At 46.1% G+C, this 24754-nt stretch carries 21 protein-coding genes; 8 read left to right on the top strand and 13 right to left on the bottom strand.

Going from position 1 to position 24754, the window contains the following annotated elements; translation table 11 throughout:
- Positions 1-32: 32 nt before the first annotated feature.
- A complete protein-coding gene (serB, locus tag U1F02_RS06220; RefSeq protein ID WP_409989501.1) occupies positions 33-1262 on the bottom strand; it encodes a phosphoserine phosphatase SerB in 1230 nt (409 codons plus the stop codon).
- Positions 1263-1529: 267 nt separating this feature from the next.
- Here serB and U1F02_RS06215 point away from each other — a divergent pair, with 267 nt between their 5' ends.
- The 3 genes from U1F02_RS06215 to mpl all read left to right on the top strand — a co-directional run bounded on the left by U1F02_RS06215 (position 1530) and on the right by mpl (position 6000).
- Positions 1530-2687: a hypothetical protein gene (locus U1F02_RS06215; protein ID WP_409989500.1), complete on the top strand. Its 1158-nt coding sequence runs from the start codon at positions 1530-1532 to the stop codon at positions 2685-2687.
- A gap of 95 nt (positions 2688-2782) precedes the next feature.
- Positions 2783-4540, top strand: coding sequence for a GNAT family N-acyltransferase (locus U1F02_RS06210; protein ID WP_409989499.1), 1758 nt, complete (start codon positions 2783-2785; stop codon positions 4538-4540).
- Positions 4541-4623: 83 nt separating this feature from the next.
- Positions 4624-6000, top strand: a complete 1377-nt coding sequence (gene mpl / locus U1F02_RS06205) for a UDP-N-acetylmuramate:L-alanyl-gamma-D-glutamyl-meso-diaminopimelate ligase (protein WP_409989498.1) — start codon at positions 4624-4626, stop codon at positions 5998-6000.
- A 37-nt stretch (positions 6001-6037) separates the two neighbouring features.
- Here mpl and U1F02_RS06200 read toward each other — a convergent pair whose 3' ends face one another.
- The gene (locus U1F02_RS06200; protein WP_409989497.1) at positions 6038-6847 is read right to left on the bottom strand and encodes an MBL fold metallo-hydrolase; all 810 of its coding nucleotides are present in this window, start codon (positions 6845-6847) and stop codon (positions 6038-6040) included.
- Between the two features lie 194 nt (positions 6848-7041).
- On the opposite strand from U1F02_RS06200, the gene U1F02_RS06195 reads away from it, so the two are divergent.
- The 4 genes from U1F02_RS06195 to U1F02_RS06180 are packed head-to-tail and all read left to right on the top strand — an operon-like array spanning position 7042 to position 10279.
- A complete protein-coding gene (locus tag U1F02_RS06195) occupies positions 7042-7653 on the top strand; it encodes a flavin prenyltransferase UbiX (protein WP_409989496.1) in 612 nt (203 codons plus the stop codon).
- Positions 7654-8559 carry a hydroxymethylglutaryl-CoA lyase gene (locus tag U1F02_RS06190; protein WP_409989495.1) on the top strand — a complete coding sequence of 302 codons (906 nt, stop codon included), beginning with the start codon at positions 7654-7656 and terminating at the stop codon, positions 8557-8559.
- Between the two features lie 7 nt (positions 8560-8566).
- Positions 8567-8866, top strand: coding sequence for a DUF2288 domain-containing protein (locus U1F02_RS06185; RefSeq protein ID WP_409989494.1), 300 nt, complete (start codon positions 8567-8569; stop codon positions 8864-8866).
- 3 nt (positions 8867-8869) lie between these two features.
- Complete coding sequence (locus U1F02_RS06180; RefSeq protein ID WP_409989493.1) at positions 8870-10279, top strand: sigma-54-dependent transcriptional regulator; 1410 nt, start codon at positions 8870-8872, stop codon at positions 10277-10279.
- Between the two features lie 26 nt (positions 10280-10305).
- Here U1F02_RS06180 and U1F02_RS06175 read toward each other — a convergent pair whose 3' ends face one another.
- The 6 genes from U1F02_RS06175 to U1F02_RS06150 form a co-directional block, all read right to left on the bottom strand.
- Positions 10306-10767, bottom strand: coding sequence for a type IV pilin protein (locus U1F02_RS06175; protein ID WP_409989492.1), 462 nt, complete (start codon positions 10765-10767; stop codon positions 10306-10308).
- Between the two features lie 9 nt (positions 10768-10776).
- Positions 10777-15249, bottom strand: coding sequence for a pilus assembly protein (locus U1F02_RS06170; protein ID WP_409989491.1), 4473 nt, complete (start codon positions 15247-15249; stop codon positions 10777-10779).
- Positions 15250-15428: 179 nt separating this feature from the next.
- Entirely contained in the window at positions 15429-16019 is a 591-nt protein-coding gene (locus U1F02_RS06165) for a PilX N-terminal domain-containing pilus assembly protein (RefSeq protein ID WP_409989490.1), read from the bottom strand.
- 36 nt (positions 16020-16055) lie between these two features.
- Positions 16056-17141, bottom strand: a complete 1086-nt coding sequence (locus U1F02_RS06160; RefSeq protein ID WP_409989489.1) for a PilW family protein — start codon at positions 17139-17141, stop codon at positions 16056-16058.
- An 11-nt stretch (positions 17142-17152) separates the two neighbouring features.
- Entirely contained in the window at positions 17153-17599 is a 447-nt protein-coding gene (gene pilV / locus U1F02_RS06155; protein ID WP_409989488.1) for a type IV pilus modification protein PilV, read from the bottom strand.
- Between the two features lie 15 nt (positions 17600-17614).
- On the bottom strand, positions 17615-18178 hold the full coding sequence (locus U1F02_RS06150; protein ID WP_409989487.1) for a GspH/FimT family pseudopilin: 564 nt from the start codon (positions 18176-18178) through the stop codon (positions 17615-17617).
- Positions 18179-18366: 188 nt separating this feature from the next.
- On the opposite strand from U1F02_RS06150, the gene U1F02_RS06145 reads away from it, so the two are divergent.
- Positions 18367-18888 (top strand): GspH/FimT family pseudopilin, encoded by a 522-nt coding sequence (locus tag U1F02_RS06145; protein ID WP_409989486.1) that lies wholly within the window; start codon positions 18367-18369, stop codon positions 18886-18888.
- 14 nt (positions 18889-18902) lie between these two features.
- Here U1F02_RS06145 and ispH read toward each other — a convergent pair whose 3' ends face one another.
- Genes ispH through ribF form a run of 5 tightly spaced genes read right to left on the bottom strand, consistent with a single transcriptional unit; the run spans position 18903 to position 24680 of the window.
- Positions 18903-19841, bottom strand: coding sequence for a 4-hydroxy-3-methylbut-2-enyl diphosphate reductase (ispH, locus tag U1F02_RS06140; RefSeq protein ID WP_409989485.1), 939 nt, complete (start codon positions 19839-19841; stop codon positions 18903-18905).
- 24 nt (positions 19842-19865) lie between these two features.
- Positions 19866-20315 carry a peptidylprolyl isomerase gene (locus U1F02_RS06135; RefSeq protein WP_409989484.1) on the bottom strand — a complete coding sequence of 150 codons (450 nt, stop codon included), beginning with the start codon at positions 20313-20315 and terminating at the stop codon, positions 19866-19868.
- Between the two features lie 58 nt (positions 20316-20373).
- Positions 20374-23172 (bottom strand): isoleucine--tRNA ligase, encoded by a 2799-nt coding sequence (gene ileS / locus U1F02_RS06130; protein WP_409989483.1) that lies wholly within the window; start codon positions 23170-23172, stop codon positions 20374-20376.
- A gap of 37 nt (positions 23173-23209) precedes the next feature.
- Complete coding sequence (locus tag U1F02_RS06125; RefSeq protein WP_409989482.1) at positions 23210-23707, bottom strand: MgtC/SapB family protein; 498 nt, start codon at positions 23705-23707, stop codon at positions 23210-23212.
- A gap of 34 nt (positions 23708-23741) precedes the next feature.
- Positions 23742-24680 (bottom strand): bifunctional riboflavin kinase/FAD synthetase, encoded by a 939-nt coding sequence (gene ribF, locus U1F02_RS06120; RefSeq protein WP_409989558.1) that lies wholly within the window; start codon positions 24678-24680, stop codon positions 23742-23744.
- Positions 24681-24754 lie beyond the last annotated feature (74 nt).

The raw sequence follows: 24754 nt of genomic DNA, 5'->3' as shown, positions 1-24754 counted from the left end.
TTTTAAAGAACATGCGCTTATAGCGCATGTTCTTAGAGCAGCTTATCGCGCTCTCTAAAGCCCAACAAATACAAAATTCCGTCCAAACCTAGCGTTGAAATTGAATGCTCTGCAGAGGCTTTTACCAAAGGTTTTGCACGGAAAGCAACGCCCAACCCTGCGACACTGAGCATTGGCAAATCATTCGCACCATCACCTACGGCGATGACTTGCTCAAGCGCAATCCCCTCTTGTTGTGCGAGCATCGCTAAAAGTTCAGCTTTGCGTTGACCATCAACAACTGTTCCCACGACATTGCCCGTTACTTTGCCGTCCACAATATCCAATTCGTTGGCGTACACGTAATCGATGCCGAGTTTATTTTGTAAATAACGGCCAAAGTAATTAAATCCGCCGGATAAAATTGCAGTTTTGTAGCCAAGCTTTTTCAGTGAGGAAATTAATTTTTCCGCACCTTCGTTCAAGCGTAAATTAGCCGCAATGCCTGCAAGTACGCTTTCATCCAAACCTTTCAGCAACGCCATGCGTGCGGCAAAACTTTGTTTGAAATCCAACTCACCACGCATGGCGGCTTCGGTAATTTCAGATACTTTTTCGCCTACGCCAGCAGCCTTTGCTAATTCATCAATCACTTCGGCATCAATTAGTGTTGAGTCCATATCGAAGCATACGAGACGACGATTACGGCGATAAACGGTGTCGCGCTGGAAGGCAATATCCACATTCAAGCGAACGGATAAATCCATAAAATCAGCGCGCAGCGCGGCCATATTTTGTGGCGTACCGCGCACCGAGAATTCAACACAGGCGTTGCCCGTGTTTTCAGCTTCGCCTTTAACAACATCCAAACCAACACGCCCTGAGAGACGATTAATACTGTCAATATTTAATCCATGCAGCGAAGTAACCGCGGTCAACTCAGCGATTTGTGCAGCCGAAATTTGGCGAGCGAGCAAGGTGACTATGTGACGAGTTTTTCCTTGCTGTTCCACCCAATGGGCGTAGTTATCGTGACTAATGGTTTGGAACCGCACTTGAATACCGAGTGGTGCAGTGCATTGTTCAATTTCACTTTCCAGTTCAGCGCGAGTATCCCCGCTCAACTCAATCTCAACCAAAATGCCTAATGCGAGTGTATCGTGAATAACCGCTTGGCCAATATCCAGAATGTTAGCGCTATGCTTGGCCAACACCTTGGTGATAGCGCGCGTTACGCCGGGCTTGTCAACGCCAGATGCATTAATCAATAAAATACTATTCACGGGTTACTCCACGAGGCATCCCAGTTTTGAGGTACGGGGACAGGATAAGCAAAGGTTGTTTTTGTGCGCGGCATTTTAGCCTAAGTCGCCTACATGAACCTACTCAAATATTGGTGAAAGCACGCCGATTCGAGGCTTTAGCTCCTGTTTAAATACCTACAGAAGCAGGGGCAATTAGGCTAGAATGGCGCCCCATTAGAATGCCTGTCAGTCAGGCATTGCCAAATCACGGACTGGTTCCAATAACACTGTTTGCTTGAGAATTACATGTCACTGTTCAGTCACTATCGTACCTATCCGCAACTTAGCTTATGCAGCGTTCTTTTGCTGGTGCTGGGGTTGATGGGAGCAACCTTTTATCTCTATAACGCTGATCGCAACCAGCAAGCTAACATCGAGCGTTATGGTCAAATTTTGGCCTCAAGTACGGCTCGCCAAGCTGTAGATGCAACACTCAACCAAGATATGGTTAGCCTGCAAGCCATTTTGCAGGAAGTGGGTCAGTACCCGAACGTGATAGGCGCAACGCTGCGCAATGTGGACAACAAACTTCTTGTGCAAAGCGGTTACAGACCCAACCAACCAGCGCTTGGCAAACGCTACAACTTCACGGCACCTGTAGCGCTCCACAACAATGTTGCGGGATATTTGGAAGTGACCTTGGAAGTACCGCGCCGTACCGCGCACGATGAGTTTTTCCTGACCTGTTGGGCCACCGCCGTTACCATTTGTTTACTGATTATCTGGTGGTCAATCCACCGCCGCTGGTGGAGCGCGCTGCGCGATAAAATTCCCAGTGCCGATCAAATTGTTACAGCAGTTGTAGAAAAGATTCCAACCATTCCTGAGCCAGAAGAACCTGCAGCCCCCGAGCCCGCAGCACCGGTTGCGCCCACTCAAGTATCTGTGCGTTTAAGCTTGCATATGTTGAACCTCAGCAAGCTTTACCAACAACTTAACAACGAAGGCTTTAATGGGGTTGTTCGTCGCTTTGAAAAGCAATTACAAGGTTTGCTAAGCCTTTATAACGGCCAACGCCAACTCCTCGCTGATGACACATTGCAGATTGATTTCACCGGCGAAGAAATTCACGAATGTAGTTTTCGCGCCGTGTGTTGCGCGCAAATTTTATTAAATATGGCAGCGCGGAACCCCAGCCCGCGCCTTCAACTTGCTGCGGCGATTCAACCCTTGCCGGCTCCGCCGCAATCGGCAGGGTGTGTTTTAGTCAAAGAGTTTTTGGTTCAGCACAACAACAGCCTCACACCTAACAAGGGCGACATTTTAGTCAACGGCAGCCTGCTCAATACCAATTTGCAAAATCATGCCGAGTTTGATTTGAACTCTGGCAAGCTCCTTCACATTAAAGCGCCTTACAGTGATTATGTGAGCAAACAAGAAGAACAATTGCTGCTTCGTCAATAATCGTTTTAGACACAAATCTGTAACCTCCGCATCATCCAACTGTCATTTTTTAGTCATAGCCTTGCAGGAAAAATCCAGCCTGCAAGGTGCGACTCATGCTCAACATCGAACAATCCGTCACCAACAAATTCCCTGGCTTTGCTGACCAAGCGCCGCTCATTCGTAACTCGACACTATCTATTTTGCGCAAGCTGACGCGCGAACAAGAAGTGAATAATTTCCTGCGCGATAACCAGGGCGTTAGGGGCATAGATTTTATAGATCGCATCTTTGATTATTTTAATTTTAGTTACAGCGTTTCCCAACGCGACCGCGACAACATTCCTGCTGCTGGGCGTTTAATTGTTATCGCAAACCACCCCATAGGTTCGCTTGACGGTTTGGCGTTAATTCGTCTGATTAGCGAAGTGAGGCGCGATGTGAAAATCGTTGCCAATGACATGCTGATGGCGTTTGAGCCGCTGCATGAATTGCTACTGCCACTCGACAATATGACCCGCGGCGCCTACAAGCAGAGTTACAAAAATATTCTTAACGCACTCACAGATGAACAAGCCATTATTATTTTCCCTGCGGGAGAAGTTTCACGTGCAAGCGCGCGCGGTATTCGCGATGGGAAATGGCAAGCAGGATTTTTGCATTTTGCTCGCAAAGCCAAGTGCCCCATTCTGCCAATATTCGTTTCTGCTAAAAATTCGTGGCTGTTTTACACCACCTCTATGATTTTCAAGCCGCTTGCAACGGCTTTGCTCGCGCATGAAATGTTTAATAAACGCTCAGCTGAAATTAAATTCCGTGTGGGGGAAGCTATTCCACATCACGCGCTGGAATCAAATCAACTCGCGGACAAAGCACTCATCAAACGCCTTAAAAAGCACCTGTACAAAATAGGCAAAGGTAAAAAAGCTATTTTTGTAACGGAAAAAACAATTGCACACCCGGAGGACAGTAGCGCATTAAAAAAGGAATTGAAAAGCGCAAAACTGATTGGCGAAACCCGCGATAACCACAAAATATTTTTATGCACTTACGAAGATCACCCAACCGTATTGCGTGAAATAGGCCGCTTGCGTGAACATACTTTTCGCAAAGTTGGCGAAGGCACCGGAAGCCGTCGCGATCTGGATAAATACGATCATTATTATCGTCATTTAGTCCTTTGGGACGAAGATAAGCTGACGATCGCAGGCGCCTATCGTTTAGGCGAAGCCCAAAAAATTATCGCGAAAAAAGGTGTTAAAGGCTTATACACAGCGGAATTGTTTGATTACCAACCTGCAGCCCAAGCATATCTGGAGCAGGCATTGGAGTTAGGTCGCAGCTTTGTCCACCCGCATTATTGGGGCAAAGCGAGCTTGGATTACTTGTGGCAAGGTTTAGGTGCCTATTTGCAACATCACCCAGAAATTCGTTACGTGCTTGGGCCCGTGAGTATGAGCGCGCAATATCCTAAAAATTTACGTGATGCCTTGGTGTTTTACTATCAGCGCTATTACAGCCCCGCAGATCCACAAGCGAACGAAGTGCTGGCGGATGGAAAACATCCACACGAAACAGATGAGGATGAGCTCATTAATTTGCAAAAGGAATTTGCAGGATTAAACCGCGATCAGGGCTTTGAGATTTTGCAACAAAAATTTGCAACCCAAGGACATAAGTTGCCTGTGCTTTTTAAACAATATGCCGCGCTTTATGAAGAAGGTGGTTACCAACTGCTCGCCTTTAGTGTGGACTCAGAATTTGGCAATTGTGTTGACGGATTGTTCATCGCAGATTTGACCTTAATGAAAGTGTCAAAGCGCGCACGCTATCTATCATCACATATTGAGATGCCAAAGATTAACGCTGCTTAATAAACGCAAAAACACAACAGAATTTATGTGTCCCTTAAGTTCGTGGTAAGCTCGCATCCAATAAAACGGATACGAGCTTAACCATGCATATTCATATTCTTGGCGTTTGCGGCACCTTTATGGGCAGCCTCGCGCAACTCGCAAAAGATCTTGGCCACCGTGTTACCGGCAGCGATGCCAATGTTTACCCGCCTATGAGCACGCAGCTTGAGCAAGCCGGCATAGAGTTGATGCAAGGCTTTGATCCCGCTCACCTAGAACCCGCGCCCGACTTAGTAGTTATTGGCAACGCCATGAGTCGCGGTAATCCTGCGGTGGAATACGTACTCAATCAAGGCATTCCTTATACATCCGGCCCACAATGGCTGCGCGATCATGTGTTGCAAGGCAAGTGGGTTTTGGCTGTTGCAGGTACGCACGGAAAAACCACTACCAGTTCCATGCTAGCGTGGATTTTAGAATATGCGGGCATGTCGCCCGGCTATTTAATTGGTGGCGTCACTAAAAACTTTCCAACCTCAGCACGCTTGGGATCGACACCCTTTTTTGTGGTTGAAGCTGATGAATACGACAGCGCTTTTTTTGATAAGCGTTCTAAATTCGTTCATTACAACGCACGCACAGTTATTCTCAACAATTTGGAATTCGACCACGCTGATATTTTTCCTGACCTTGCAGCCATTCAAAAACAATTTCATCATTTGGTGCGCACAGTACCTAATAATGGTTTGATTATTTCTCCATCCAACGACAAAGCACTTGCAGAAGTCATCGCACAAGGTTGCTGGACGCCACAACAGCAATTTGGATTTACAGACGATTCAATAGCAAGCGAATGGCAAGCAAAATTATTGACCAGCGATGGATCTTCATTCGCCGTTCTACACAAAGGAGAAGAAGTTGCTCAGGTTAATTGGACTCAAACAGGCGTACACAACGTTAACAACGGCCTGGCTGCGCTAATTGCAGCGCGTCACGTTGGCGTAACACCTGAACATGCTGCTAAAGCACTGGAACAATTCGCGGGCGTAAAACGCCGCATGGAAGTTTTGGCCGACGTACACAGTGTCAAAGTCTATGACGACTTCGCGCATCACCCTACCGCTATTAAAACAACACTCGCAGGATTACGCGCAAAAGTAGGCGAAGAAAAAATTATTGCCATAATAGAACCACGCTCGAACACCATGCGCATGGGTGTGCACAAAAACGCACTCAACCAAAGCTGTACCGATGCGGACGACGTTCTTTGGTATCAACCTGCGAACGTGGACTGGGCAATGGATGAGGTTGTCAACAAAAGCTCTGTCCCAGCCAAACTCTTACGCGATCTCGATGATTTAATTCACTCTGCCATTTCTCTTTGCGAGAAAAACACTCACATTGTGATTATGAGCAACGGTGGTTTTGGTGGGGTTCATCAAAAGCTGATTGAGCAACTGAAACAACACGCGCTGTAAAAGTGTGGGGCAGCAAGTCGCCCCACCTAAATCAGCACTAAAACCTAAAACTAAAGCTTTGTTGATCCATTAAATCTATTCCGCATTCCAATTCGCTAATCCAATCCAAAAACTGCGTAATCATTGGCTTCCCGACAAAGGGACTTCCGTGTTGTGGCACCATCATTTCAACATCCAACTTTCTAATCATATTCGCCCAAAGTCTGCATGCTTTATTACTTGCCATATAGCGTTGATGAAAGCCGCGCATATGCCGAATGTGAGCATGAAAATCAACAACCGCTGTGTCAGCATGGTCTTCCAACAATGAAGCACCCATATCGCCACTAAACAATATTTTGCTCACCGGATCATAGAAATGAAAATTCCCAACGGAATGTAAAAAATGCGCGGGCAAGGCGATAATGCTTGACCGACCAAATGGAATCGCACCTCCAGAATCACCTAACGAAATAATACGCCTCTCTAAAGCTTGGCCGTATTGCTGTGTTACAAAAGTAGAGGCCAAGTGCGGCAAAAAGCGCGACCACAATTTCGATGTGACCACTTGGCAATTGGTATGCATTAGCCAACGCGGCAGAGACGCAATAATATCGGGATCCTGGTGAGACGCGAAAATGTATTTCAACTCATTAATCTTTACGCGCTTACCAATTTCAATCGTAAGCGGTGTAAAGGTTAAATCACCGCCCGGATCAATCAACGCCGCATCTTTTCCATCAATAATTAAAAATTGATTTGATTGAATACCCTCACCCACCACCAGATCACTAAATTGAATACACTGGTGGCCGTCCTTATCAAATAGGATGTGCGCCTTGTCGCCTGTAGCTTGCAGTAAATTCATTAAATAAACTCACGTAAATGACCAGTAGCAATATTAATAGGTTTAGACACTAAGCCATTGACGCCTATCAAGCAGCACAGATTCAAAATATGCCGTATTATTGTCTATTTGAATAACAATCCGTCTTTTATAAGATGCCTGCACAGACCATTCATATCTGATATCTTACGCGCCATTATCTAGCGGAGATTTTTATGCTGAAGCAACGCAGTATTACCCTCGCGATTACAGGTGCCTCAGGTGCACAATACGGTTTACGCTTATTGCAATGTTTGTTAGCTGCAAACTGTAAAGTTTATTTGATGCTTTCGAGCGCTGCTGAAGTTGTTATTCGCACCGAAACCGATTTGGATCTTCCTGCTGGCTTTGAACAACAGCAGGATTTTTTAAATGAAATATTCGCTGCGGATGAAGAACAATTACAGCTACTCGCAAAAGATGATTGGTTTTCGCCTGTTGCCTCCGGTTCAAGCTCACCGAGCTCTATGGTGGTTTGCCCTGCAAGTGGCGGAACTCTGTCTGCAATCGCTCATGGTGCCAGCAATAATTTAATTGAGCGCGCTGCTGATGTTGCGCTGAAAGAACGTCGCCAACTTATTCTGGTTCCGCGTGAAGCGCCTTATTCACAAATACATTTGGAAAACATGTTAAAGCTAACGCAAATGGGCGCAGTCATTATTCCTGCAAGTCCTGGCTTCTACATGCAGCCACAAACTATTAACGAGCTTATCGATTTCATAGTAGCGCGCCTTTTGGATCAACTAGGCATAGAACAAGATTTAATGCCACGTTGGGGTGAAGATTAAATGCAAATTCCAAAAGACGTTCGTATTGTAGAAGTTGGCCCACGCGACGGTTTACAAAATGAAAAGCAAACCATTACCACTTCAACCAAAATTAAACTCATCGAAATGCTTACAGACTCAGGCTTGCGATATATCGAAGCTGGCAGTTTTGTAAATCCAAAATGGGTTCCGCAAATGGCTGACAGCGCTAAGGTATTCTCGGGCATCTCTCGCAAAACTGATGTGACTTACGCTGCGCTTGTGCCCAATCTGCAAGGATACGAGCGCGCCGTAAGCGTCAACGCTGACGAAGTCGCCATATTTGCAGCAGCGTCTGAGGCTTTTAGCCAAAAAAATATCAATTGCTCAATAGCGGAGAGCATACAACGCTTTGAAACATTAATTAGCGCAGCAAAAGAAAACAATATTCCGGTCCGTGGCTACATCTCTTGCGTCGCAGGCTGCCCCTATTCGGGTAATGTTGACCCAAAACTTGTCGCTAAAATTGCTCGCGATTTATTCACAATGGGCTGCTACGAAATTTCCTTAGGCGACACCATTGGCGTAGGCACTGCAAACCAAATAAAAACAATAATTTTCGAGGTAGCGCAAGAAATTTCGATCGATAAAATCGCAATACATGCACATGACACCTACGGCCAAGCGCTCGCAAATGTATATGCCTCACTCGAAATGGGCGTGCAAGTTTTTGATAGTTCCGTTGCGGGATTAGGCGGTTGCCCTTATGCCGCTGGCGCATCGGGTAATTTAGCGACAGAAGATCTGGTTTATTTACTGAATGGTTTAGGTATTGAGCACGGCGTAGACTTAGAGAAACTTATCCAAGCAGGGAATTACATTAGCCACCAACTTGGGAAAGCAAATCAATCAAAAGTCGCTCAAGCATTCAACAACAAGTGCAAATAGAAATCTTATGAACGAAAAAGAATTGGCATCGGAACTCGTACTGGAAACTGCAAAAATTCGTTGGCATGAACTTCAGCGATTCTTTGCCAGCGGTAATGCGATTGCAGTGGATCAATCACTCGATTTAATTCATGTTGCGACTCAAATCACCAAAGATAATGCAACGCAAGTAAAAGTTTGGATGGAAGCCGGATTGGTAGATGCCGTTAAAGATTCGCAAGCTCAAGAATGGTACGATCAAGATGCAGTTTTGTGGGCGCTGGTAATAAAACCCTGGGTGCTAGTGCAATATAAAAATGGGAATTAGGCCATGACCAACAAACGTTTACTCATTATTGATGATGAACCCGACATTCGCGAGCTAGTAGAAATTACGCTCGGCCGCATGCATTTAGAAACAGATAGCGCCGAAAATATTACTAAAGCAAAGCAATTACTGCTGCAAAAAACCTATGACTTGTGCTTGACCGACATGCACTTACCCGATGGCAAGGGTTTAGATTTAGTTGAGTTTATCCAACAGAACTTCCCTCGCCTTCCCGTTGCGGTTATTACGGCGCACGGCAGTATAGATACGGCTATTGAATCCATGAAAGCCGGCGCATTTGACTTCATATCCAAACCTGTTGATTTAAACGTGCTACGTAAGCTGGTGAATACCGCAATTCAATCGAGCCAATTGCCCGCAGCAAAATTGCCCACCGAAAGTTTTATCATTGGCCAATCTAAAGCTATTCAAGACTTAACGCGTAGTATTCAAAAATTGGCTCGCTCGCAAGCGCCTATTTATATCAGTGGTGAATCTGGCTCTGGTAAAGAATTGGTTGCGCGCTCCATCCACGAGCTGGGGCCGCGCGCAGCAAAGCCCTTTATCGCCGTAAACTGTGGTGCTATTCCACGCGAGCTAATGGAAAGCGAATTTTTTGGCCATAAGAAAGGAAGCTTTACCGGCGCACACCAAGACAAATTAGGTTTATTTCAAGCCGCAGAAGGTGGAACTTTATTTTTTGACGAAGTAGCAGACTTACCATTAGAGATGCAAGTTAAACTCTTGCGTGCCATTCAAGAAAAATCTGTACGCCCCGTTGGCGCTGCAGAAGAAACCATTACTGACGTGCGCATCCTTTGTGCCACACATAAATCGCTAGAAACAGAAGTTAAAGAAGGAAGATTCAGGCAGGATTTGTTTTATCGTTTAAACGTAATTCAACTCAGTGTTGCGCCTTTACGCCAAAGACGAGAAGACATTCCGCTACTGGCAAAATATCTTTTAGATAAAATTGCAAACGAAATGCAGATGCCTGCACCCAGATTATCCAACGCTGCTTTACAACGTCTGGACAGTTATCCATTTCCCGGCAATGTTCGGGAATTAGAAAATATTTTAGAGCGAGCATTCACGCTTTGCGATAACGATGAAATAGACGCAGATGACCTCCAATTAAATCCAAATGGCGATGCTCAACTATTTGCAAAACCTGAAGTGGATAGCTCGCGATTTACATCAACATCAACGGACAAAAACAATCGCATCGACTACCCCGCACGCTGTGCAGAATACCCTTCGATAGATGATTACCTACTTGAAGTGGAAAAAGAAATTCTTTGCGATGCTTTGGAAAAAGTTCGCTGGAATAAAACCCTTGCGGCTAAAAAGCTGGGCATCACCTTTAGATCATTGCGTTACCGATTACAAAAACTTGGCTTGGATGACGAATAAAAAAATCCCGCCGAGGCGGGATTTTTTTACCAGCATTCCGATGTCGTATCAGTACCACCACTGTCGTAAGCGGCGCGAACTCCTGTGTGAGTTAAGGTCAATTTTGCACATTTTGTATCCTTACTTTGGCGCTTAGTCGAAACAGGTGCAGCGGTTATAATGAAACTTGTTGCAGATACGTCGTTGGCTTGCGCCTCCTTGATAACATAGAATCCTTCAGATGACGTGAAACCTGAAGCGCTCGATTTTATGGAGTCGTATATTGTACAAGCCCCCGTCGTAGACGGATTAAACTTATTGCCGGTAGTGAAGCATCGCTGCAAGCGCTGAGCGACCTCCCCCAGAGCAACCTTCGCATCAGCACGACCACTTTTTAATGTTGCATTGAGGTAGTTAGGATAAGCAAGCCTAGCCAATATACCAACAATGAGAACAACAATTAGAAGCTCGACAAGAGTAAAGCCGGCATTCAATCTGAACTTTTTCATAAGATTCTCTTATTTAAGCTGACGCCAGGACATGCGACCACTAGAACCAGCTGGGTTTGCCACTTTCTCTGTGGTAATAGTTGAATCATGCGTGATACCCCCGAGTTGGCTACCTGCAATTAACGTATACTCGCCCGCACCAATTGGTAGCGGCTCACTAACAATAGGATAGTCTAACTTATGACTGTTCAACATTTTGTAAGCACCATATAGGTCGCCTACACCACCTAAATCCATTATCCAACCTTCACCGCCAAACGCGCATGGATTGGATGAAGGAATGAATGTGTAAGATATCAATCTATCGTATATCAATAATGGTTTGGCAATTACGCGTTCGCCTCTCAGCGAGGGGGTAGTTGGGTTCACCAAATCAAGGAACCACCCTTTAATAGCTGAATTGGTCCAGTCAACGGCGGTACTAGTTGCAGTGTTAGTATCACCACTAATAGTTCTTACACCACTAGCTTCTGCGGTTATAGATTTTTGATGCAAGGTCGTAGTGCGGTTTGCGACAGTTAAGGTTATCGCGTTACCCTCATCAACGATACCGTAAATACTTTGTCTTTGAGTATCGCTGACATCCGCTACCTCGTTATATTTACCGGTACCGAAATAAACCATTGTTGCTGTGGCTGATTTTTTTGCATTGTTACCTAAGACGGGAGCTGTCGTTATGGGCTGACCAGCACCATTTTTATCTATTACTCTTATTAAAGGGTCCGGTGAATACCCTCTACCATAAGCGACCTTCCATTTACTGCTATTGTTGTTGGTCATCTCGAACTTCCACATATTCCCCATAATATCGCCAGCATATGCGTAGGTAATAATGCCATTCGTATCAGGTAGCAATGCCATTCCAGCAAGTCCGTTCTGCGTACTACTCATTTTTGCCTTGGTGTCGATTGCCACATAAGAACCAGACGCCGCCAGATTTGTATTCGAAGCCGAAGAGTTAATATCAACCGCAATCAATTTCGCGTATCCGTTATTGCTCTCGACACCATTACCAAAAAATGCTGTCCATTTTCCATTTACTGTCGGAACAATAACAACTTTACTGTATGAATAACCTAAGTCGTTTTTCAGGCTGGTTGGAGTGAGAGAATCATCTGCACTAACGTCGAAAACAACCTTAGGAGCTGTTGAAGTTCCTGCCAATACATCTGTCACATCTAAAGAATAAGCCCCGCGACCACCAGCACCCAACGTACCCGAAACAAGCGTTCTCCACGCTCCATTGATATAAACATCGTTTACGTATATCGGGCCATCTACCGCGTAGCTGTGTGTGTAAGCGGGTGAAGATAGGTTGGCCAGTTTCGAATAGACGCCACGTGGAATATAGGCGAAGATTTCCTTACCCATATCTGAACCACTTGTGCTCGCGTTAAACGCGTGCAACATGCCATCGTTCGCGCCGACAAAAACAGCTGGTGTTCTGCTAGCTTTAGCGACCACATAAGCTAGATAAGAAGACGCACCGTAGCTACTTGTACCTGTGGGCAATTTATCCAAGCGTAGCGAAGCGGCACCAGCGTAAGCAGGGTCTGAGTTCACTATATCCCCCATCACCTTCGTCCTGACTCTTAAACCTTTTCCTACGCCCGCACCTTCATTAAATGACGAACCCAAAAGCCAATAGAAACGAGCATCAGCATTCGTGTAAGTACTTTCAGAACTTAATTTCAATGCGTCTCGCAGGTCTGCTGCGTCAGTTGGCGCAGTCAAAGCAATAGCAGTAGTTGAAGTACCATTCGACGTATATACGTTGCGCCCACTAGGCACGCCGCCACTTTGACTTACCGCTGGTGTTGGCCTAGTTAAAGTATTATCCGTGTTCCACAATACTGTTCCTAAAGTGCCATCGCGATTTAAACCGTAAGCCAACATTTGGCCAGTCCAATTGGTGCTATCAAAACGAGCCTGAAAAAGTTGCGTATCAGTCTGCAAGTTTGTTGAGTTAGCAGCCACAGTGGAAGCAGAGCCAACGATATTAGCCATTTGCTCAACAGCCCTATTAATATCATTTTCGAGGCTCTTCGGATCTATTGCATAGTAATAAGTGCCGCCGGAGGTATGATTCAGAGGATCAGTAGCGGCAATTTGAGCATCTGTAGGTTGCGCCGTCACACCAGAACTATTCTTAACGTCAGCCCAGCCCCCCCACTTTGCAGCGTAATACAGGGGCAATTGTAAGGATTTTGCCACCGCTGCCGCAGGAACCCCTAATGCATAGGTATCCGTATGAGCCTGGTTCACATCACAATTCAAAGCTAAGGTTAGGCATTCCAAACGCTCATCAAAGCCGTTTGCGCCCGCTGCAATGTGCAAGCCGTCTGAATCAGCCGTACCGGCGAGAACATAGCCGAAACCCATTTTGACGCCTGATGCAGATTGAGCAAACACATTACTTGTAATGGTTAATTGTGCATTCGTTACCGAATATTCCAATGTCCCCCACATATCTTGGTCAAAGTCACCCCCCTGCTCCGAGTCTTCCCAGTTGACATACAACTTTCCTACCGTTGTGGTAGAGGTTGTTAAGGCTGTATCGGGGATCACTTTGAAATCTACAATCGCACAGTTGCTTGAACTGTTCTGGTTACGGCAAGCAGGAATAATGGTTACGTATTTCGTAGGATTGGTTCCGGGAATAGCTAGATCTACCTTAGGCTGGGCTGCGGCAAGAGCAACACCGTACGTCATTACTTTCTGACGGGTGCGCGTGCTTGCGGATGGCTCCTTTAACCCATACTTACGAGCCATATAGGCCAGACCAGCAAGATTATAACTTCCCTGTAGACGAGGGGCCTCCGGACACACACCTGAAACATCTGAGAGATTTCCAATGGTTTTGGCCGTACAAAAACCGTTTGTCAACGCACCCGTGCCGTTCGAACCCATAAAATAGTCCCCAGCAAGAGCCTCCCCAATGCCAACCGTATTGGTGTAGCTATCCAAGGTTCCAGTAGCGGCAGCTGAAAATGGAGATGGAGTGAGATTGATCCCATCGTCATCGAAAGACGTGATCGAAGCATTAAATTGAAGCACGTTAAGGGGGGCACAATAATTTCCGGAGTCGCTAAAATCTATGGGGTCAGCCCAATCGGTGCCCGCGGTTGTGTTTGTATCTGGAACTTTGGTTAAGCCGGACAATAAGCCAGAGTCATCACCGTTATAAGCAGCCGTAGGGGCACCGAGACCTGCCAGATAGCGCAAGGATTCCAAATAGATTTCAGCCTGCGGATTGCCCCAGTTGGTGCATTTGCCATCATTAAAGGCATTTATGTTATTAAAGGCATTTATGTTCCAGATACAATTATCCGACCAAGCGACACCATGATATGTGCCGTCGTCATACCTATAACCGTATATACGAAGACTATTTAACGTACGGATAATGCTATAGGTGGGGTTGAGGAATCGTCCAGTTGCTGCTTCTACTTCGTTTGCAAACGTCCCCACAGCTTTGCGTAAGACTCCGCCCTGTTTATTTAAACTGTAGGTGCCGGTAACCAATCCGAACCGAACCAAATCGGCTTCGCCATACTTCTGTAAGAGGCCCACGGGGCGCACATTACCAGTCGAATACTCCTTACACTTTTCATTATCATAAGCTGGAGCCGCTATCAGTCCGCTTTTACAAACCTGTACTCGAGCCACATAATTAGTGTAGGCAGCCGGAACATCATTGGCATGGTTCGCATTATCTACATAACCTCCAGGACGAGGACTATTTGCACTTGCAGATATACCGCTGTTAGCTGAGTTATTTGCATTTGTCGGATTAAAACCAACATCTCTATAACGACACTGCCACCGTTCGTTTGCAGCCCACAGCGAATAGTTTCCTTTGGCAGCTTTAATCAGCGGCGGACTCGTCACGTTTTGCGACAATGATAAAGCCGCAGCAGACCCTGGCGCGCTGCGATCAGCGGAGTCGGTGGTGTTACACAAAGTCAGGCCAGACGCATCTGATAGCTCATCAGGTACAACTTTTTGTAACTCCGTGACAGCATTGGAAGAAGGTAAATAAAATTTCGCAAAGGAATGCGCGTCATTAGGCAAAAACGCACGCTCCAAAACGACTTCACCATCCGCTGAGACGGACTTAGCTGTATCTGTCGACCGGTAACCACCATACAAAATCTTACGAATGGCATCCATACGGGTCATGGAGGCCCAATTTAAAAAATTGCCGCTCCAGTCGTTTGTAGCAGTACAGTTTTTTGCGTAAGGGGTAGTAGATGTTGGCTCAGTTCCGCTACTTGTTGCCCAAGCGCTAGGTTCAAAACGGGAATTAGTAGAAGAGTAGGTGTAGCATTTATCACTATCGAAATAACCGTAATAATTATAGGAATTGTTGTACGTCAAATCAGCGCCATCCAGAACTGTATCTGGAGCGCCGCCACTGGCATTGGTTAAATCAAAATAATCTGTGTACAACTTATAAAACAGTTGCTGCTCTTTAGGCATGTTTAACATAACAATCGGGCGAACTGATGGAATGAGAAACAGCGGACGTTGCTCTGGTATCGCAGCATATGTAATTTGAGTCAGTAATAAAAATAGCCCGCACGAAAATAGTGCTGCCAGTTTTGCAATTTTTACACTAACAAAATGAAGTGACTTCATGATGAGCTCCATGATTAGACTCAACGAGCAAAAGTTGACTGTAAAATAACTTCGGAATCTGATGTACCACCTAGCCCACGACTAGTAACTCGGTAATAAATTCCTGGTGGATTAGCGTCCAAACTAACCACATCTTTACCTCCACCTTGAAGAGCCGTCTTCGCAGGAATAACCAAGCGCTCAACAATGAATTGCGGTTGACGCGCCACATTAGAAATTGTCGATGCAGGCAAGCTGATGCTCCAGTTATCCCAATCGGTCGATGACCAGGTTACAGGACGGTTATGCAAGCGAGTCCAGTCAGCGCTCGACCAAGATAATGGCTTGGGATTGGAGGAGCTGAGCTGCATCAAATCTGGATAATATCCAATGGTTGCACCACTGAAGTTTGGCAAGGCACCAGCGTTTAATACTTCCTCACCAGCTCGCAATGAAGCTTCTGCTGCCTGAAATGCTAAATTGTGATCGCGCATGTTTCCCGTCATTCGTTCCTGCAAATCTGTCCCCCGAATTGAGGCAAGACCTATAATTGTCAGGAGCAACAACATAATCAAACCAATGATCAATACCGCGCCATTCTGATGCCGATATATGTCCAATTTTTTCTTCATGATGACCTCAACACATTAAATGTTGCGCAAGCATTTTTAGTGCAAGCGACTTCTAATTCCAATGGTAGTTGTGAACACCTGACGTAGGCGCCTATCACTTGGGGTCGTCAGGGTTGCCGCACTTAGTGGAAATTTATATTTTTGTTTTTCGGGAAGCACATTGTCTTCTATGCTGGCCACCAGAACTTCAATTCTAACGGAACGAACATTTGCCCAATTCGCGGGAGTTGAGTTGATGGTCGTAGCGGTTTCGTAACTCTCGGGTACAAAATCAGGTACTCCAGCGGGAAGCAAATCTACACCGTAGGTAACGCTAAGGTTTTCTACGCCCTCTAGTAACTCGGTGGAAGTCCCTCCATTCACTCGCTGGTAAAGACTGGGACGCCCCGAGGTTCCTGTTGCAATAAAATAGGTAGTGTTAGTTGCCATCATTATTTCTGCACCAGGACCAAAGGTATCGCTCACGCTACTCCCTCCCCAGCTGGTAACCGCGTTTCCCGGCGTTGGAGTACCAGAACCGGAATGAACAACGTTTAGCTGAGCCCCTGCTCCACTCCCTGTGGTTGTAAGGTTAGAGATTTGGAAAACTGTTGCCTTAGTGCAATCAGTCACCATAACAATATCGTTCTCGCATAACCCGCTAATACGATCTGTTGTACCACACCCATTCGTTTCTACCGAGTCAACACTAGCAAACAGTTGCGCGCCATTATTATTTTGAATGACTTTTATTCCTGAGCCCGAAGCTCCCCTGATGGAAATAACATCTGTTGAAGGGCTGGTTATCGGAGTGGGAGATAATCCGGAGGGGACGGAAGCTGCGGTATAACCAATAATTCCGTTGCCGTAATCATAACTAAATGCCGTTGGGCTATTTAAAGTATTTGTTATCGGGATGCTCGCGCGGCTACCACAGCCCGTATAACCTGCCATGCGGATATCATGCGATAGAAATTCAATAGCCAACCGACCTGTTTCCTGGACACGTGACAAGGCCTGTTGAGTTGAATAAGTCGCCTTGCTATTCAAGAAAACCCGGGTAACACCAGTGAGCAAAATCAAGCCAATAACAATTGATATCATTAGTTCAACAAGGGACAAACCTTTTTGGTTATTCATCATTTTCACTTACCTTAAATTGAACTTGAATAAACAAGCTCGGAGGTTGCGTCCGCTGACGAGCTGCCAAATATTTGCTCTTCTGACCACTGAATCGTTACTGAGCAAACACGAGTCGACAGCTCACATCTGATTTTTCCCTTGCCGTTAGGTAACGCGTTGGTCAAGTTAGCGCGCCATTCACTCACATCGGAGGTTGCAACACTATTGCCGGACGGCGTAACTGCGTAATCCGCTGTATAAGCAGAAATATTGGCACTGGCATCACCGCGATTAATTCGAATGCGATCGATGATGTCATAAGCAAAAATATTTGCTTGTGAACGTAACACTGCACTTTTATTAAATTGTAAAGAGCGTGCCTGCAAAGTGGCCATCGCTAACAGCGATGTGGAGAGAATCAAAACAGTAATAGCGATTTCTATTAATGTCGCGCCCTGCTGACAACGAATATTTTTCATTTTTTCTCCTCGACCTTAAGGACAAGCAATAAGTGTATTGGTTACCATACCGGCTATGCCCAAGCTTATTTGATACTGCTGGTTGCCCTTACAATTCGAGATGTACGCGTTCAATATACGCGGTGTCGTATCATTGCCAACGCGCGCGAGCAGTCCGGAGGGATTAAAACGTATATAAGACAAGTTTGTTGCGGACTTTTTTGCAGTGATTACGGATCCGCGAGGCAGGTCATTCCAAACCCGAATTATATTCGTACTTGTTAAGACGGTTGCCGTTGTATCCGTATCCGAAGTCGCTGCATCTACATACACTATCCAGCCCTTCGCCCAGTCCGTAGCCGAACCGCAACTGCTCCCGTTAGCCGTCGGACAGATGCTCACCCATTTAGCACGTTTTATGGCCTCCGTCCGCGCCAGAGTTAAGGCCGCAATTAACTCACCGCCCACCCCAGCACTGCGGTTGTTAGACATCGCCGTTCTAAAATTGGGTAAAGCCAATTGGAGTACCACACCCATAACGATAAGCACTACCAGTAACTCAACAAGAGTAAACGCGTTTTGACGATTTATAAGCTGCATAATTTTCTCTCTGACTTGCTGCATTAACCAAAGACGCATTTACAGCAATACTATTGATCAAAAGTATCACATTCAGTTAGCATTTGACTGACAGTCAAGATGTACGGTCAACAAGGATGAACGAGTGGCTATATATGGCATATAAGCCTGCGGCCTTCCCCCACTAAATTGTCTAAGGAGAGACACACATGCATCAGCAAGGCTTTTCCCTTTTAGATCTAATCACCAGCACTTGTATTATAAGCATCCTCTTTTTTGCAGGACTGCCAGGCCTATTTCATCAAGTACAAAATAATAAGACTAAAACTTTCAGCCAAAGCCTAATGGGAGCAATCGAATTTACCCGCGAAAGAGCGGTAAGTGCGAACAAACGCACTACGCTGCGCCGGCAAATCCGTTGGGAGGATGGCTGGGAAATTTTTTTTGATACCAATGAAAACGGCATTAAGGATTCAACAGAAGAAGCTTTGGTGGTTCAACCCGCCTCAGATGGGATAAAGATAAAAACGAATAACCCTGTGGATGAGTACATATCCTTCATAGGCACAGGAGAAAGCCGTAAGGCAGACAGCCATCCGGGAGGTGCATTCTTGGCCGGCAGTATTAGTATCTGCGCAATTTCCCCCGGTAAGGGTTACAAACTCATACTGGCGAGGGGTGGCCGTTTGCGAATGACAGAACTAAGCTCAGCGGAATGTGCCACCATTTGAACACATTATCTGGATTACAAACGCAAAGCTTTCGGTAAGGAAAAACTAATAGTTTCAGGAGTTCCTTCCATTTCCTGTGGCGCTGTTGCGCCGCAGGTTTGGAGTTTTTCGATCACTTGTTTTACCAGGACCTCAGGGGCTGAAGCACCAGCGGTAATGCCTATTGAGTTTTTTGCCTTAATCCAATCTGGGTTGATGTCATCCGGGCCGTCAATTAAGTAAGCCTCTGTGCCGCAACGTTCAGCAAGTTCGCGCAACCGATTCGAGTTGGATGAGTTAGGTGAACCTACAACAAGAACCAAATCACATTCGAGAGCAAGTTGACGTACCGCATCTTGACGATTCGTTGTTGCGTAACAAATATCGTCTTTGCGTGGTCCTTGGATGTTGGGAAATTTTTTGCGTAGGGCATCAATTACTTTAGCAGTGTCATCCATAGACAGTGTTGTTTGAGTGACGTAAGCGAGAGCATCCGGATTTTTTACAACCAATGCCTCAACATCCGCCTCGTCTTCCACCAAATAAATTTCACCGCCGTTTGCGTTATTGTATTGCCCCATGGTCCCTTCAACTTCGGGATGGCCTTCGTGGCCAATTAAAATACATTCACGCCCTTGACGACTGTAACGCGTCACTTCGATATGCACTTTGGTCACTAGCGGGCAAGTCGCATCAAAAATCTGCAGACCGCGACTTTCAGCTTCTTTTCGAACTGCTTGCGACACACCGTGCGCACTGAAAATTAAAATAACGTTATCAGGAACCTGATCCACTTCTTCAACAAATACAGCTCCGCGGTCACGCAGGGAATCCACTACAAATTTATTGTGAACGACTTCGTGACGCACATAAATAGGCGCACCAAAAACATCAAGCGCGCGGTTTACAATATCAATCGCGCGATCAACGCCTGCACAAAATCCACGGGGATTGGCAAGTTTAATTTCTGTCATGCTTTTACCTATTTACTGCAACAATTAATGAACCTGAGCAGGCTCGATTTTTAGAATAGCAACTTCAAAGACAATATCACGACCAGCGAGTGGATGGTTAAAATCCACGGTCACAACGTCATCGTTAAAACGTTTTACCACACCCGGCAATTCAGTTTTTTGTGCGTCGGCAAACGACAACACCAAACCTTCCTCCAATTCCAGTTCCGCATCAAATTGACTGCGTGGAATCTCCTGGATGTTATTTGGGTTGCGCTGACCAAAACCATTCTCGGGTTTAATCACCACCGTTTTACGATCGCCTTCTTGCAAACCAAAAATAGCTTTTTCGAAACCTTGCAATAAGTTGCCATCGCCCACGGTAAATGTGGCGGGATCACGCTCAAAGTTAGAATCAATCAATTCGCCATCTGGCAAGCGCAGCGCGAAATGTAGAGTGACTTTAGTACCAGGGCCTAATGCTAAATTACGCATGACTACATATCTCTTTCTTTATCTAACAGAACATTACTTAATTGAACTGCAGAAATATTTAGGCAAAACTTCTCGCCTCACCTTTGCCATCAACGTTTTCAACGCAACGCAGGCAAATGCCCGGATGAGCTGCGTTAGCACCTACGTCCGCACGATGGTGCCAGCAACGTTCGCATTTCGCGTGCTCGGATTTTTTAACAGCAACATACAATCCAGAAACTTCGGTTTGTTCGGCGTTTTCTTTTTCAGCGAGCGAACGAATTTCTGCGGTTGATGTAATCAACACAAAGCGCAATTCGTTCTCGAGCTTACGCAATTCCACGGCCAAACTGTCTTCGCAGTAAAGCGTGACTTCTGCACCTAATGAGCCGCCTACTTCGCCTGATGCACGTTTAGCTTCCAGTACCTTGTTCACCGCTGTTTTAACATCGGCTACTAGACTCCAATAGTCGTTGCTAAACGAATCAGCTGGAACTGCAGGCAAGGTATACCATTCCGCAGTAAACACCGTTGAGTCGCGTTCACCGGCAATTTCTTTCCAAATTTCGTCGGCAGTAAAACTCAGGATTGGTGCAATCCAGCGCACCATAGCTTCAATTACATGCTGCAATGCAGTTTGTGCGGAACGACGTGCAAGCGAATCACCTTTGGTGGTGTATTGGCGATCTTTAATAATATCGAGGTAGAAACCACCTAACTCCACAACACAGAAATTGTGGAGTTTTTGATAAATCAAATGCAAATGATAGCCATCGTAAGCATCGATAATTTCTTTCTGAAGAGCAGCAGTACGCTCAACAATCCAGCGATCGAGCTGCAACATGTTTTCCATAGGAACGGCATCAGTGGAAGGATTAAAGCCCGTTAAATTGGACAAGATGAAGCGCGCAGTATTGCGAATACGACGATAAGAATCCGCTGTGCGTTTTAGAATTTCATCCGACACACTCATTTCAGTACTGAAATCAGTAGCCGCAACCCACAGACGCAAAACATCCGCGCCCAAGTCGTTCATCACCTTTTGCGGTGACATGACATTGCCAATGGATTTCGACATCTTACGGCCCTGCGCATCCACCACGAAGCCGTGAGTTAACACAGTTTTGTAAGGTGGAACGCCATTCATCGCCATAGAAGTTTTGAGCGATGATTGAAACCAACCGCGATGTTGGTCAGAACCTTCCAAATATAAATCCGCAGGGAAACGCAAACCTGCGCGTTTTTCCAATACCGCATAATGAGTGACGCCGGAATCAAACCACACGTCGAGTGTATCGGTAACTTTTTGATAAGTGTCGGCTTCCGCACCCAACAATTCTGCTGCATCCAAATCGAACCAAGCATCCATTCCGCTTTGTTCAACTTTTTGCGCAACTGCTTCTATAAGCTCAGCTGTTTTTGGATGCAATTCTTGCGTTTCTTTATGCACAAACAATGCGATGGGAACGCCCCAAGTGCGTTGGCGAGAGATACACCAATCAGGAGACGTAGCCAACATGGCGTCGATACGAGCCTTGCCCCAATCAGGAACCCAATTAACGCCATCAACCGCTTTTGCAACTTGATCACGCAAATTGTTTTTACTCATGCTCACAAACCATTGCGGTGTCGCACGGAAAATCAACGGTGTTTTTGTTCGCCAGCAATGTGGGAAGCTGTGTGTAATTTTGCCTTGCGCCAAGAGCGCATTTTTTTCGATTAATAAATTGATAACTTTTTCATCAACTTTATAAACGTGGTCGCCCGCAAAAATATCTACGTTTGAACGGTAGTAGCCGTTGTCGTCGATGTAATTGAGCGTGCCGATTCCGTATGTCACGCCCACATTAAAGTCGTCCGCACCGTGGTCTGGAGCCGTGTGAACAAAGCCGGTACCGGCATCCGTCGTAACGTGATCACCCAATAAAATAGGAACTTGGCGATTGTAGAAAGGATGCTGCAACAACAAGCCTTCTAACGCCGCACCTTTCACACGACCAACGATTTGATGTTCCGTAGTTTGCGCGCGACCCAACACATTGGTTAACAAAGCCTCTGCAACAAGCAGACGTGTATCGCCAACTTGCACCAACACATAATCCACTTCTGCGTTCGCAGAAACGGCTTGGTTTGCAGGCAAGGTCCAAGGAGTCGTTGTCCAAATGACCAACGCGATTTCGCCGGTGCCACTTACACTTTCAATTTTTGCTGCTACGCCCGCTTGATCAACAAATGCGAATTTTACGTCGATAGAGAAAGACGTTTTGTCTTGGTATTCGACTTCAGCTTCTGCGAGTGCGGAACCGCCAACAACACTCCAATAAACCGGTTTAAAACCTTTGTGGAGATGGCCATTTTCTGCAATTTTGCCAAGGGCGCGGATAATGTCAGCTTCAAATTTGTAATCCATGGTGAGATAGGGTTTTTCCCAATCACCCAGCACGCCCATGCGCACGAAATCTACACGCTGACCGTCCACTTGTTTGGCAGCGTACTCACGGCATTTTTGGCGAAAGGTTTTTACATCGACTTTGTCGCCTGCTTTGCCGATTTTTTTCTCCACATTGTGTTCGATCGGCAAGCCGTGGCAGTCCCAACCGGGAACATAGGGCGCGTCAAAACCGCTCAGCGTTTTGCTTTTGACGATAATGTCTTTCAGAATTTTGTTAACCGCGTGACCAATATGAATATCACCGTTCGCATAAGGTGGGCCATCGTGCAAAATAAATTGCTCGCGACCTGCACGTGCGCTGCGAATTTTTTGGTAAAGATCATTCGCTTGCCATTGCTTCAGCATTTCCGGCTCGCGCTGGGCGAGGTTCGCTTTCATGGCGAAATCGGTGTTCGGTAAATTCAATGTTGCTTTGTAATCAGTCATCACGTTCAACTTATTCACAATGTGTGTTTAAAAAAAATTAACTGTTGTCTTTGTGGCTAACCAAACTCGCTAGCTTGGGGATAATCAATAACACCATAAGCGCGAGCAGCGTGCATAGGATTGCTGAAGATTCGCGCCCCAACCCTGCCGCCACACCAATCGCCGCTGTTAACCAAATTCCAGCGGCTGTTGTTAAACCTTTGAGGTCTTTTTCGTCATTACCTTTTAGGATGGCACCCGCACCGAGAAAGCCAATACCTGAAATAATGCCTTGCATCACGCGGCTCAAATCAGCTTGTGAAACCAAGCCTGCTTGCTGCGGAATTAACACAAACAAAGCAGCGCCAATGCACACCAACATGTGGGTTTTTATTCCCGCAGATTTTCCACGCTGTTCGCGTTCAAACCCTAAAATGCCACCCAAGATGGCGGCGATAAGCAAACGCACACTCACCCGCGTAAGCTCAGTCACATCATTTAAATCTGAGAATTCAGCCACTATGGTTGAACTGACCTGCTCCCAAATGCGCCCCATAACACACCTTTTACGCTGGAAAAGTTTAGGCGGGTTAGATATTAAAAAAAGCTTTAGCTTGGCTAATATCTGTTTGCAGTTGTGCTTTTAATTCATCCAAAGAGGCAAATTTTTTCTCGTCGCGCAGTTTGTGATGAAACACAACGTCGATCACCTGGCCATAAATGTCGCGCGCGAAATTAAACAAATGGACTTCCAACAACGGCTTTTTCAAACCGTTTACTGTTGGGCGAACACCAATATTGGCAACACCATGAACCTGGCTGCCATCAGTAAATACCGCAGTTACCGCAAAGACTCCGTGCAATGGCGAACGGTAACGGCGCAGCTCAACGTTGGCGGTGGGAACGCCCAATTGGCGACCAAGTTGCTTGCCGTAAACCACGCGCCCATAAACACCGTAGGGTTTACCCAGTAGCTTTTCAGCTTCTGTAAAATTTCCGGCTTCCAACAAGTGGCGAATGCGCGTGCTACTGATGCGGCTGCCATCCATTTCCAATGTATGGGTATCGCTTACCTCAAAACCAAATTCTTTACCTTTGGTTTGGAGTAAATGGAAATCGCCTTTGCGATCACAACCAAAGCGAAAATCATCGCCAACGACCAGATGCTTGATCGCCAAGCCCTGCACCAAAACGCGTTCGATAAACTGTTCTGCCGATAGGCTACGTAGCGACTGATTGAAGTTGAGGCACAAGACTTTATCAATGCCGGCCGCCCATAAAGCTTCGAGTTTTTCGCGCATGCGCATTAGGCGCGCGGGCGCTTTATCGCCTTGAAAAAACTCGGTGGGCTGCGGCTCAAATACAATTGCAACTGCAGGTAGGCCTTGAGCGCGGGCAACGTCTTTAAGCTGACGCAAAATCGCTTGGTGGCCAAGGTGAACACCATCAAAGGAACCAATCGTTGCCACACAGCCTTTGTGCTCGGGGCGAAGATTGTGTAAGCCGCGGATAAATTCTCGTTGCGCTATCTGCACGGGTTGCCGATACCTGAATCTGGTTGCTGTCCATCGAGCGACTTTCAGTGCGCGCTCGTCAAAGGGCG

Origin of the sequence: Cellvibrio sp. (assembly GCF_046347455.1) — a bacterium.
Taxonomy (GTDB): domain Bacteria; phylum Pseudomonadota; class Gammaproteobacteria; order Pseudomonadales; family Cellvibrionaceae; genus Cellvibrio.
Note: the sequence above shows the minus strand (reverse complement) of the source record. Positions and strands in the feature narration are given on the sequence as shown.